Below are 12,513 nucleotides of genomic sequence, written 5' to 3' on the forward strand. Positions count from 1 at the left end.
GGGAAGCGAAGTCCCGGGGCGCGAAAGATCATCACGCCGGCGGACGATCCACGATGCGCACCAGATCACGCAGCACCCGGCGCGCCTCCGGAATATTCGCCAGCGGCCACGCGTGGAACATTCCCGCGAATTCGTGATACTCGAGTCCGACGCCTTCGGCGGCACAGCGCTCCCGGAACCGGCGCGCGTCCGCGAGCAGGACGTCGCGGGTGCCGATGAACAGGCTCAGCTCCCCGGGCGTCGCGGCCGGGGCGTACAGCGGACTGATCACCGGATCGGTCCGGTCGAGGTCGCCCGCGTACAGCCGGCCGGCCTCGGCCAGGCCCGCGACACCGAGGTAGGGGTCGCTGGGATCCAACTCCCGGGCCACCGGGTCGGTCATGGTCACATCGAGCCACGGGGAGATCAGCACGACCTCCTTCGGTTCGACCCCGCCCGCCGCCCCGAGCGCGCGGGCCAGCACCAGCGCCAGCGCTCCCCCGGCCGAATCCCCCATCAGCACCGTGTCACGCGACGCGGTACCGGCGAAGGCCGCGTCGTGCGCGGCGAGCACCATGGCGACGGTGTCGCGCGGATGGTTCGCCGGGGCCAGCGGATAGAGCGGAACCGTCACCGTGCAGCCGGTCTCATCGATCAGACGCGACAGGAACTTCCAGTGGTCGCGCTGGATCTGGTGCACGTAGGCGCCCCCGTGCAGGTACAGCACGTGCCGGGAGGTGCCCGTGGCGCGCGGCCGGATCGTGTAGACCGGTCGCCCGTGGATCTCCCGGCAGGTGACCCGGTGCCGCCGCCCCAGCGCGGCCGGCGAGCGGTCCCGTGCGGGCTGCTGGCTCTTGCGGATGCTCTCGCGCAGCGCCTCGGCGCTGGAGAAGGGGCGACCGGCCCGTTTCAGCCGCAGGGCGGCGATCAGCAGCCGGCCGCGCAGACTCGTCGCGGCGGATTCCCGGGGAACCGCCGACCGCACCTCAGACGTGGTCACGCGGGATCCTCCTGTCCCAGTTCCGCGAGAAGGTTCGCTGCTCCCCCTCGAACCCGTCCAGTTCGGCGTGCACCACGAAATGGGTGGGCGTACAGGTGACCCGGGTGCGGGTCTCGGTCCTGGTACGCCACTCGCCCCGGGCGAAACTCATCGACCACCAGGTCTCCGCGGTGGCGGAGCAGAAGTCGTCGGCCTGCCAGCCGTAGCGTTCCCGGACCTTCCGGTCCACTTCCAGTTCGTGTTCCTCGTAGCGGACCAGACCGGCGTCCTTGACGATCTCCAGGGCGGACCGGTAGTCGACCAGGTCGCGGGATACGGTCCATTTCTGGTCACCGGGACTGATGTGGGTCACCGCCATCGGTTCCGCACCCTCCGGCTCGCCGAACGGCTGCACCGAGCCTTCGTCCGCGCCCGCCGCCGGCCGTATCGGCAGCCGCAGACTGCTCCCGGCGGTATGCACGGTGACCTGCGCCGGCTCCGGCGGCGGCCAGGCCAGCGGCCAGTAGGACGTGGACAGCGACAGGCGGATCCGGTGGCCCGCCGGGAACGCCTGGGCCACGGCGTTGAGCTGCACGGTGACGCGGTAGCGGGCGCCGGGGTCCAGGGGGCGGGGATCGTCGTGACCGTCCCGATGGGTCAGATTGAGCAGACCGTAGGTCACCCGGGTCGCACGGCCGTCCGGGGCCACATCGGACAACCTGGCCGCGACCATGGCGACCGGTTTGTCCGCCGAGACCTCCAGGGTCACCGTCGGTGCGCCCAGTATCTCGCACCGCTGCGCGAGGGCGTCGGTCTCGAAGACCAAGGAGCCGCCGTCCTCCTCGCGCTGGTCGTAGGGCAGATCGGGCGGGGCGTTGTAGGACGCCCACTTCCCGGCGAACTGCCCCACCGACAGCGGCGATTCGACCGGCAGCGCCACCGGGGCCACCTCCTCGCCGGGCTCGGCGATCCGGTACCGGCCCAGCGGATATTCGGTCAACTCGATATTCGGCGAGGGCCATTCGGGCTCCCCCACCCACCGGCCGGGCCGGTCCTCGTAGGCGGTCGACGGTGGCACGCTCTCCTGCATCCAGGTCTGCAACACCGGCCCGTCCAGCACGCCGTTGTCGACGTCCTTCAGCCAGTGGTCCCACCAGCGCACGACTTCCTGGAGGTACCCGATCGCGGGGCCGGGCTCGCCCAGATGCGGGTACTTGTGCGACCAGGGACCGATCAGTCCCTTGCGCGGCACGTCCAGGTTGGCGAGAAGCCGGCCGACCGCGTTCGAATAACCGTCGGCCCACCCGCTCGAGGCCAGCACCGGCACCTGAACGGCCGCATAGTCCTCACATACCGAGGCACGGCGCCAATAATCGTCTCGGCGCTGGTGTTCGAGCCAGTTGGCCGCCCACAGACTGCAGTTCTCCAGCCGCTCGAACCACATATCGCGCCAGCGGTCGCCGACCAGCGCCGGATCGGGTGGCAAGGTGCTGTAGGCGAACATGGTGGCGGATTCGGCGATATTGTCCGACAGCAGCGCGCCACCCATGTAGTGCATATCGTCGGAATAGCGGTCGTCGGTGAACGAGGAGATGACGATGGCCTGCAGATGCGGTGGTTTGCGGGCCGCGATCTGCAGCGAGTTGAACCCGCCCCAGGAGATACCCATCATCCCGATCCGGCCGTCGCACCAGGGCTGCGCGGCCATCCACGCCATGACGTCCTCGGCATCGCGATGCTCTTGCTCCAGGTATTCGTCCACGAGTACACCCTCGGATTCCCCGGTACCGCGCAGATCGACCCGAACGCAGGCATATCCGTGGCCCGCCATATAGGGGTGGTGGATGGAGTCCCGGACCGCGGACAGATCCCGTTTCCGGTAGGGGATGTATTCCAGGATGCCGGGGACCGGACGGTCGTCGGCGACCGGCCGCCACACCTTGGCCGCCAGTCTGGTCCCGTCCGACATCGGGATCCACAGGTGTTCGTCCACGGTGATCTCTCGGGGCAGCGATGTCACTGTCCGCATCGATCCTCCTCGTCGTGCTCACGATCCGCCCGGCCGCACCGGAACGCGGCAGCCACCACACGCGGACAGCGTCCCCGTGCGGTGGCCGGCGCGGATCTTCACTTCTCGTCGAACCCGCACACCGTCTACCCCCTCACGCCCCGGTTACACCGGGACGCCGGCGCGGCGTGCGCTGTGCCGGTGCGTCCGGGCGGACGGCACCGACGGCCTCAGGCCGGAATGCTGTTGGTGTCCCGCTCCCAGATCCGGTGCCCCGCCAGCAACGTGGCGAATGCTTCGGCGAAACGGTCGGACACCGTGTCCCCGCTGCGCAGCACCCCGTCGGCGGGGGTGTCCGGCTCCGGCGGCTCGGCGATACCGCCCGCCCGCAGGACCTCGGTGCCCGCCCCCAGCGCGGCGACCGGTTTCGCGTGCTTGTACGCCTCGGTGACGAAATGCACCGCCGGGCCCGCCGCGGCGAGAGTACGCGCGCACTCCGCGCCACCGCTCACCACGACCGCGTCGTAGAGAACGGAGGCCATGGTCGCCAAGGTCCGGTCCACCGGCAGGGCGTCCCCGCCCGAGCCGCGCAGTTCGCCGCCGTGCGGTGCGAGAACCTCGGTAACGGCGCCGCGATCGGCGAGCGCGCTGCGCAGCTGTTCCACGCTCGCGGTATCCACGCCGTCAGCGGCCAGGACGGCGATCTGACGGGTGGCGATGGTCTGCGGAGGATCCTTCAGCTGGGACAGCGCGGGCGACAGCGTGACCTCGGACACCTCCCGCGCAGCCGGGGCCGGCAGGCCCAGCTCCCGCGCCACCCGGTCGGATAGATCCGGGTCGACCTGTACCAACTCGTCCAGCACCCGGGTCCTGACCTCGACCTCCCGGCATTTACCGAGTTCGAACGCGAACGCCTCGACGATATGGGTGGCCTCCGGCTCGGTCATGCTGCGCCAGAACATCCGCGGCTGCCGGTAGTACTCCTTGAAGCTCTCGCTGCGGGCCCGGATCGTCTCCCCCTCCACCCGGCGGGTGTAGTGGCGGTAGACATCCTCGTCGGCCAGCGCGGGGCAGCCGCCACCGAGCGTGTTCTTGGTGTAAAAGGCTCGGCCATGCGGGATATCGTGGCGGCTGTAGCCGTCCTGCTGGTGGGTACGGACATCGGCCAGCGGACGGTTCACCGGCAGATGCGCGAAATTCGGTCCGCCCAACCGGATCAGCTGAGTGTCCAGGTAGGAGAAATTGCGCAGCTGCAGCAGCGGATCGTTGGTGAAATCGATACCGGGCACGATATTGGCCGTGTGGAAGGCGATCTGCTCGGTCTCGGCGAAGAAGTTGTCCGGGTTACGGTCCAGGACCAGCTCGCCGACCGGGCGCACCGGCACCTGTTCCTCCGGGATGATCTTGGTGGAGTCGAGCAGGTCGAAGTCGAAGTCGAATTCCTGCTCCTCGGGAACGAGCTGCACGCCCAGCTCCCAGCGCGGGAAGTTACCGGCCTCGATATTGTCCCAGAGGTCGCGCCGGTTGTAGTCGGCGTCGCGGCCCGCCACCTGCTGGCATTCGTCCCACAGCAGCGAGTGCACGCCCAGGCTCGGCTTCCAGTGGAATTTCACGAAGGTCCCGCGCCCCTCGCCGTTCACCAGCCGGAAGGTGTGCACGCCGAACCCCTGCATCATCCGGTAACTCCGGGGTAGCGCACGGTCGGACATGAGCCACATGATGGCGTGCAGGGTTTCCGGCTGGGCGGCCACGAAATCCCAGAGTGTGTCGTGGGCCGACTGGGCCTGGGGGATCTCGTTGTGCGGTTCGGGTTTCACCGCGTGCACGAAATCGGGGAATTTGATGCCGTCCTGAATGAAGAAGACCGGGAAGTTGTTGCCTACCAGGTCGTAGTTCCCCTGCGGAGTATAGAATTTGGTGGCGAAACCGCGCACGTCACGGACCGTATCGGAGGATCCCCGGGATCCGGCGACCGTCGAGAACCGGACGAAGACCGGCGTGCGCAACTGCGGATCGGTCAGGAATTTCGCGACCGTGAACTCGGCCAGCGAATCGTCGTACGGACGGAAGTAGCCGTAGGCGCCCGCACCGCGGGCATGCACCACCCGTTCCGGAATTCGTTCGTGATCGAAATGGGTGATCTTCTCCCGGGCGTGGAAATCGTCGACGAGGGTGGGGCCGCGCTCCCCGACGGTCAGCGCATCGTCGGTGTGGTCGACGCGCACACCTTGCTGTGTGGTGAGGTACCCGCTCTCCCGATCCTGGCGCAGCGGGTCGAGCTGTCGCTGTTTCGGGTCGTCGCCCCCGCGCCCTTCGCCGATCACCTGTTGCTGCGCACCGGACGCGGCGGGATCGGCGGATGGCTCTGGCCTTCGGTCCATACTGTCCTCCTCGCTGGCGGGCTGACCTGGTGTCCCCGGTCCGGGCGCACGCACCCTGGTGGGGCGGCTTCCCCGCCCGCGCGGCGCTAAACAGTGCCCGGTGAGCACCCGGATCGGGCGGCTCCGATGATCGGATCTCGCACCGGCCCGGGGCGCCGCGCACCGCCCCGGAGAGGTCAGTCGCCGGCCAGGCGCGCCCCGAAGGTCACCAGCGCCGCCCCGGCGACGACGTCCAGCAGCCGTCGCACCGCTCGGCGGGCCAGCCAAGGCCGGACCCGGTGTACGAATACCGCGAGGCACAGCAACCACAGCGACCCGAGCACTGCCACGGTGTAGGCCAGCAGCAAGGCGTGGGCGATACCGGAATCGGCGTGCAGGAACTGCGGGAGAACCGACAGATACAGGGCCAGGATCTTCGGATTGGTGATATTGCTGAGGAACCCGGCACGCAACGCACGTTCGCCACCACCGTCAACCGCCCATCCGGCACCGTCACCGCGACAGGCCGACCACAGCGCCCGCGCCCCCAGAGCACACAGATAGGCCGCGCCGAGCCACCGCAACGCCGTGAACACCGGTTGTGATCCGGTGATCAGCACTCCCACGCCCAGTGCCGCCGCACTCCCCTGCACGAGACTGGCGGCGCAGATACCCGCCACCGCCCGCGCACCGCCTCGGAGCCCACCCAGTACCGAGTGCTGAAGGGTGATCACCGTATCCGGCCCGGGGGCCAGCACGACGAGGACCACGACCCCGAGGTAACCGGCATATTCGTGAACTGTCACCTCGCCGGACTACCCGCCGGCGGCACACCGAATCGGCGCTCCGGGCCCCTCCCGCACCAGCAGGTCGAACGGCGCGCCCGCAGGCAAGCCCGCGATGGAGTGAAGGACACCGATACGACCACCACGACCGCCCCCGGTCCCGAGACCCGGCACGCCCGTGGAACCCGGCGCGGTCTTCAGAGAGGCGCTGGTGACGGCCCGGGACGACGATCCCGCCAACTGCGCCGGTACAGCCTTGTCGGCCTCCCCGAAGACGGACGCCTCACCCGTCCGGACGGATCCGCACCGAGCAGTTCGGCCCCACCGACTGGCGGGACAGCACCGGGTAACCGGACGAATCAGCCGTACTCCCGCGTCCGCAACAGCATATGCAGTGCGGCACCGGCCTCGAACAACGCCGCGGACCGGGCGTCGAGACCGGAGTCCCGCGCCGCCAGGGCTCGTCCGATCTCGTCCCAGCCGTGGGCCCCCCGCAACCACGGAATCAGTTCCCGCAGCGCGGAGATCCCGTACCCGGCGAGGCGGAGCTGATGGACCAGCCGCGCGATCCGGACGTCATCGGGCAGATACCGGCGGGACGCGCCCTCGGCACGCTGTGGCACGACCAGCCCCTCGGCGTCCCAGTGCCGCAGCGTCGAGGGCCGGACCCCGAGCGCGCGGGACAGTTCGGAGATGCTCATGGCATCGTCCGGCCGGATATCGCCGAGCGGCTCGCCGGCGATCGCCCGGGCCGCCTCCCGCGCGAACGCGAGGTCCCGGCGCTCCCGATCCACGTCGGCATGTGCGCGATCCAGCAGCGCGAACAACCGGGACGGGCCTTGCTCGCGCGCCTCGCGCAAGATTCGCTTCGCCTCGACCGGACCGGTTCCGGCCGCCAGCGCGCGATAGGCACGCACCGCCCACAGATGCGCCTCGCCGTACATCCGGTAGCCACCGGGCGTACGCGACACCCGCGGGAGCACACCGTCACGTTCGAGGTTGCGGATCTGCTGGACCGAGTAGCCGGTGGCCCGGGCGATATCAGCGGTCCGCAGACCTGCGGAGTTGCGACTCGGGATGACGCTTTCCGGCCATTTCTCGCCATAACTCTCCACAAGCACTTCAATGTAACGCTCGAACACATGACTTTCGACGAGATCATCGAATTCCTCGGCGCCCGCGACGGCGTACTCATCCAGCAACCCCGTCCCGGCGACGGGACCCCGGAGATCGCCTGGGGTGACGCGTTCTTCTTCTACGCGCCCGACGGCGCGGTCCCGGCCAACACCCAGCCCTTCGCGACCCTCGTCACCAAGAACTACCCCGGCGACGAACGGTCCCGGCTCGACCGGCCCGACGTCTTCCGGGTGAACATCCACGTCGGTAGGGAGTTGTTCACCACCTGGACCGGCCGCGCTCCCCGCGACCCGGAACCCGCCGGCACCGACCCCGCCGCGACCGACACCGTGATCGCCCATCCGGTGTACGGCGAGCTCGGCTGGCTGGCGGTGGTGGCGCCGGGCCCGAACACCGCCGGAACCGTCCGGGAACTTCTCGGTGTCGCTTACGACCGTGCCCGGGCACGGAGCCACCGGCGGTCCGGGCACCGGTGACCCGGCCCGACCGGCTCGGAGGTGAGATCGTCGTGAAGGTCGGCGGCGCAGATCTCGCGGCCTGATCGACGAGCACCAGTTGTCTCGGCCCGGTCGGCCCGGAGGCAGGCTCCGATAGCTCGATATCAGCTCACGACCGGGCGTTGTGTGACGCCCACGTATTCACTCAGCGGCCGGATCAGCGCATTGGAACCGACACCCCACGGCAGGCTTCGACATTCCGCCGGGTACCGAAGTAGAACGGGACGAACCAACTCCACACGCCAGGATATGTGCCCCGCTCGGAATCGCCCTCCAGTGGGGCGGCGGACGCCACGGCGCCACGGCGCGCGGGCGGCCCTTCGATCGAATGAGGACAGAGACAGGGAGCGGACAACGAAACGCCGCCGGGCGTGCGGCCCAGCGGCGTTCGGTCGGGGTGTCGGCGTCCCACAAGCGCCTCTCGGCGAGTGGTCGCTCGTAGCGACGAAGGGATGCGGCCCGGGGCTGTCCGGACGCCGACACCGAGTTCAACAGGGCGGGCCGGGGAGCTATTCCACCGGGTGCGTGATGTCGGCCACGGGTATCCCGTCGCACAGTAGAGCAGCCGCCCCCGACCGGAATCGCTGTCGGCGACCGCCGAGCGCCGCGTCGTCCGGTACATCGACCACGGCTCGAGAGCGGCCCCGGTTCCGGCGATCAAACAAGGCCCTCGCCACCGTGGGAATCCGCCCCGAGTCCTGATCCGTGAAGTCGCGCCCGGGACTCCGACCGCAGCGAGAAGTAGCCGAGCCACCGGCGGCGCAGCAGACGCCGGGTGAGTGGGTGGATATCCGACAACACCCCGCTCAACCTGCCGATTTCCTCTCTCGAACACCTCTGGGGTAATCTCATCGAGCGCCGGAACACACGGCGCAACGGGCTGTGGCGCAGTTTGGTAGCGCACTTGACTGGGGGTCAAGTGGTCGCAGGTTCAAATCCTGTCAGCCCGACAACGAAAACCCCTCCTGACCAGCGGTCGGAGGGGTTTTCTCGTTCTAGTGACCCTGAGCGTATCCCGCACGATCTCACAAAATCTCACGTTTTCGCCCCTACTGGCCCCGCGCCCAGCGCTCCAGAACCTCCCGATTGTCGGGCACGGTCTCGGGGATATCGATGTAGTGGGCCTTGGCCACCGCGCGAGTATTGCCGAGCTGACGGGCCGCACGCTCGGGATCGCCGTAAGCGTGGTCGACGGCGGTCGCCGCGCCCTTACGGAAGGTGCGCGGGGTGACCCAGGCGAAGTTCTCCCCGCGCGCGGCGCGCCAGGTACGTCCGAAGTTGTTCGGGTTGCGTAGCGAGCCGTTGCGCGCAGGGAACAGCAGGCCCCGCGGGTTGGGGCAGGCGGTCACCTCGAGGTCCTTGCAGGCTTCCCGGATCGCTTCGACGGTGTGCTCCGGGAGGAGGATGCGGCGCCATCCGTTGTCGGATTTCGGAGCGGGCTTGCGCACCCAGCCACCGGTACCGGCGCCCTTGGTTTCGACGAGGGTGCCGGTGATGTCGAGGTAGGGGTCGCTGGCGTCGATGTCGATATCGTCGAGCAGCAGAGCGAACACCTCGTGCGGGCGCATCCCGGTCCCGGTGATCACATCGACGATCCACACCACCGACCAATCACGCGCCGGACCGCTGGTGTAGGCAGGAGTACCGGGAATGGCCTCCCCACGCGCCCACGCGCGGATCTGGGACCGGAAAGCGGGCAAGGCGTTCTGGTCCTGGATCTTGCCGCGAGCCTGAACGCGGCGGCGGGTGAAGGCACTGACCCCGTCGACCGGGTTGGTGTCGATCGCACCGTGGCGCACCGCGATCTGCATCATCGCCCGCAGGATGATCTTGTGCTGCTTGGCCTTGCGGCGCAGCCCGAGTGCGACGAGCCGTTTAAGATGGCGGTCCAGCTCGCCGGGGGTCGCCTGCCAGATCTGCAGACGCCCCAGCGAATTATCGATCTTGATCGTCGCCGAGTTCGCGCGCGGATCGGTCGAGACGACGATCTCGCGGCGGTAGTCCTCGATGTTGCCCTCGGTGTAGTTGTCGTCCTGCCCCATCTCCCGAAGCAACTCTGTCGCGAGCTCGCTCAAGGAAGTGTTGCGGGTGATCCGGCCGTGCCCGAGCTGCTCCCGGTAGTCGCGCATCGGTTCGGCGAGCCGGTTGCTCGCATCATCGGCGCTCCGCCCCATACGCTCGATCTGGTGCGGCGCACCCGAGCCGTAATAGCGGACAGTGGTGCGCCAGCGTCCGTTCTTCTGCTTCTTCGGTTTCGTCGGCACACCGAATGTGCCCACGGGTTTGGGGAGCCTGCCGCCCACCGTCGTTCCCTTCTCGCGCCGACTCTGACGACCTGCACACCGCTCACCGATGTTGCCAACAGTAAGCTGCTGGCCAGCGCCGACCACTTCGATCGAGCAATGAATACCTACATCGGCCGATAGATTGCCTCCCTCAGCAGGTAACAGTCAAGGGAATTAGATTGCCGCAAGATAGCTATGAGACGCCGAAGCGGTGCGACTATACAAGCCGCCAATGAGCGCAGTAGTGGCCACCGGCGCTCAGCCGAGGCTGGATCCACCGCCGCCCTCCGCAAGTCGCTCTTGTTCCCAAGCCAGGAGATCGGCCAGCCGGTACCGGCGGTACCTGCCGATCCGCGCGAATCGTGGGCCACGGCCCGCCGCAGCCCACGACGACAAGGTTTTCACCGGAATCTTCAGTCGCTGTGCAACGTCGCGAGTGCTGAGCCAGGTTTCGTCGTTGACCACGGAAGCGGGTGGGTCGCTCAATCCGGGCTGGTCCCGGTGAGATGGAGCCGCAGAACGTGATGAGGGAATAGGTTTCGATCGCATCGGTACACCTCGGGTCGATCCCCTATCACCGACGCACCCACATCCATTGAACCGCACCGCCTCCCTGACCGCCACCGTGCAGGCAAAGGTCGCCACGTTGGCGACGCCGGAGAGCGACGCGGCATGACCACCCTCGCCCCCGGGCCGGCACATGCGGCACCGACGCCGAATACCACCGCCACCGACGCCGCTGCGAACCCTCCTGCCAGCAGTGCCGCGACGCGCACGGTATGGAGGCCCTGACCACGCAGTGAAATCGAGGACCAGGACGTCGGTAGCGGTCCAGCCCTCGGGTCAGTATGGCTGCCTGGACGATGGCGTGACCCGTTTTGTCCGCCCGAGTAGCTAAAAGCCGTACAGCCATCCCCGCATTCCTGCGACCCGCTGTATTTTCTGTACAAATCTGAAAGGACGATCCTTCGTTGGCTCAACAGTTCGGTAGATCCTCGTCATATCGGGCCGGCTCCGCTGCCCCCTCGGACCGGCGACGGAACGGATCGAAACGCAATACCTGGGTCGTGGTCGGTGTCGTCGGTGCGGCGCTGTTGTGCTGCTGCGGGGTCGGTGTCGCCTCGCAAGACTCGGCAGCGCCGGAGAATGCCACCGAGGAAGCCGCCCGGGAGCCGGAGCCATATACGGGCACCTCCAGGAGCGCGATCTTCATCGCGACGGTGGAGTCGGCCGGCGGTTCCGGGGTGTGGGTCTCAGTCGACGGCACCCGACTTCTGTTGTCGTTGGCACAGATCGGGTCGGGTTCGGCGTGTCAGCCGGATTTGGCGCACGTACTGCCCGACAGGGTCAAAGCGATGGTGCCGGCCCACAGTAGGGTGACAGTAGTTCGCGCTGACCCGGCCACCTCGAGCAACCTCGTGTTCTTGCATCCGGCGGCCTCGTTCGATATCAGCGATCCGCCGCCGGGCCCCAGCGTCAACGAGCGGCTGGTCGCCGAAGGTAGTGCAGTGATGGAGCCGGAATTGCAGCGGGAGCCGACATCGGCTCCGGTCGCCGACCAGGTGACGGCGATGCAATCCGCCGCCCATCGGGCCGCTGTCCCTTATCTCGCTGCAATCGCGCACGCGGATGTCGCCGCATGGGACGGTCGGCTCGGCGCGATCGGCGCGTGCCGGGCCCGACTGGACCTGGAAGCGGCTCAACGGGAGACGCGTGAGAGGGAGTGGTGGGGGCCCGACAGGCTACCGGGCACCGATGACGACCCGCGCCGCCAGACCACACCCGACCTCGACTACCCGTCGACGGGCGGCAACGGTGACAACGACAGTGGTGGTGACGGGTGGTTCTGTCGTAGACACTGGTGGTGCTAAGGCGCACATCGACAGCACGCCACCGACCTCGAGAACGTTTCACCGCGAACGCTAGCGTGAGGCTATGCCCGGCCCACTCTCCCACAGCCCGCGGAACGGAACACTGCTTGTGCTGCGCGGCAACTCCGGCTCCGGCAAATCCACCGTCGCCCGCGCCCTGCACCAGCGATACGACCACGGCCGATCCACCCTGATCGCCCAAGACAACATCCGACGCACCATCCTGCGCGAACCCGACACTCCCGGCGCATTCAACATCGAGCTGATCGAACTCATCGCCACCACCTGCCTACCCCGCCGACAACTGGTCATCGTGGAGGGAATCCTCGACGCCGACCGCTACGGATCCATGCTCGAAACACTGGCCACCCGGGCACGGCGCGCCCTCTTCTACGCCTGGGACCTGACATTCTGACTGGGCCCCGATGGCGGATCCACCGATCATGCGAGTTGCGGTTGGTTGAACTCGGTCGGTGTCCATCGCTGCCGGAACGCTTCGGGAGTGAGAAAGCCCAGCGATCCGTGCGGCCTGTAGGTGTTGTACTCGATGCGCCAGTCCTCGGCAAGGACTTGGGCTTCGGTCAGCGAGCAGAACTGCTCACAGGCCAGGAA

The 12,513-nt window shown here is 68.1% G+C and carries 11 protein-coding genes and 1 tRNA gene; 4 read left to right on the plus strand and 8 right to left on the minus strand.

The window, feature by feature from the left end:
- Nucleotides 1-31: 31 nt before the first annotated feature.
- From ABZV91_RS06150 to ABZV91_RS06170, 5 genes are all read right to left on the minus strand, one after another.
- The gene (locus tag ABZV91_RS06150) at nt 32-979 is read right to left on the minus strand and encodes an alpha/beta hydrolase (RefSeq protein WP_355236168.1); all 948 of its coding nucleotides are present in this window, start codon (nt 977-979) and stop codon (nt 32-34) included.
- Nucleotides 966-2,987 carry a CocE/NonD family hydrolase gene (locus ABZV91_RS06155; RefSeq protein ID WP_355236171.1) on the minus strand — a complete coding sequence of 674 codons (2,022 nt, stop codon included), beginning with the start codon at nt 2,985-2,987 and terminating at the stop codon, nt 966-968. The genes ABZV91_RS06150 and ABZV91_RS06155 overlap by 14 nt, the downstream gene beginning before the upstream one ends.
- Nucleotides 2,988-3,196: 209 nt before the next feature.
- Complete coding sequence (locus ABZV91_RS06160; protein WP_355236173.1) at nt 3,197-5,347, minus strand: catalase; 2,151 nt, start codon at nt 5,345-5,347, stop codon at nt 3,197-3,199.
- 176 nt (nt 5,348-5,523) lie between these two features.
- Nucleotides 5,524-6,132, minus strand: a complete 609-nt coding sequence (locus ABZV91_RS06165; protein ID WP_355236176.1) for a LysE family translocator — start codon at nt 6,130-6,132, stop codon at nt 5,524-5,526.
- A gap of 338 nt (nt 6,133-6,470) precedes the next feature.
- Nucleotides 6,471-7,226 (minus strand): MerR family transcriptional regulator, encoded by a 756-nt coding sequence (locus ABZV91_RS06170; protein ID WP_355236179.1) that lies wholly within the window; start codon nt 7,224-7,226, stop codon nt 6,471-6,473.
- Between the two features lie 27 nt (nt 7,227-7,253).
- On the opposite strand from ABZV91_RS06170, the gene ABZV91_RS06175 reads away from it, so the two are divergent.
- Nucleotides 7,254-7,724, plus strand: coding sequence for a DUF6194 family protein (locus ABZV91_RS06175; protein ID WP_355236182.1), 471 nt, complete (start codon nt 7,254-7,256; stop codon nt 7,722-7,724).
- Nucleotides 7,725-8,621: 897 nt separating this feature from the next.
- Nucleotides 8,622-8,695: transfer RNA gene (locus ABZV91_RS06180), tRNA-Pro, on the plus strand.
- A gap of 99 nt (nt 8,696-8,794) precedes the next feature.
- Here ABZV91_RS06180 and ABZV91_RS06185 read toward each other — a convergent pair.
- Together ABZV91_RS06185 and ABZV91_RS06190 are read right to left on the minus strand one after the other, a co-directional pair.
- The gene (locus ABZV91_RS06185) at nt 8,795-10,048 is read right to left on the minus strand and encodes a hypothetical protein (protein ID WP_355236184.1); all 1,254 of its coding nucleotides are present in this window, start codon (nt 10,046-10,048) and stop codon (nt 8,795-8,797) included.
- 240 nt (nt 10,049-10,288) lie between these two features.
- On the minus strand, nt 10,289-10,732 hold the full coding sequence (locus tag ABZV91_RS06190) for a helix-turn-helix domain-containing protein (protein WP_355236186.1): 444 nt from the start codon (nt 10,730-10,732) through the stop codon (nt 10,289-10,291).
- Nucleotides 10,733-11,448: 716 nt separating this feature from the next.
- On the opposite strand from ABZV91_RS06190, the gene ABZV91_RS06195 reads away from it, so the two are divergent.
- Together ABZV91_RS06195 and ABZV91_RS06200 are read left to right on the plus strand one after the other, a co-directional pair.
- Nucleotides 11,449-11,901 (plus strand): hypothetical protein, encoded by a 453-nt coding sequence (locus ABZV91_RS06195; RefSeq protein WP_355236189.1) that lies wholly within the window; start codon nt 11,449-11,451, stop codon nt 11,899-11,901.
- Nucleotides 11,902-11,965: 64 nt separating this feature from the next.
- A complete protein-coding gene (locus tag ABZV91_RS06200) occupies nt 11,966-12,316 on the plus strand; it encodes an AAA family ATPase (RefSeq protein ID WP_355236192.1) in 351 nt (116 codons plus the stop codon).
- A gap of 26 nt (nt 12,317-12,342) precedes the next feature.
- On the opposite strand, the gene ABZV91_RS06205 is transcribed toward ABZV91_RS06200, so the two are convergent.
- Nucleotides 12,343-12,513: integrase core domain-containing protein (locus ABZV91_RS06205; RefSeq protein WP_355236218.1), on the minus strand; the 171-nt coding region annotated here is incomplete at its 5' end.

The sequence above is a fragment of the Nocardia sp. NPDC004568 genome, assembly GCF_040609955.1.
Lineage (GTDB): Bacteria > Actinomycetota > Actinomycetes > Mycobacteriales > Mycobacteriaceae > Nocardia.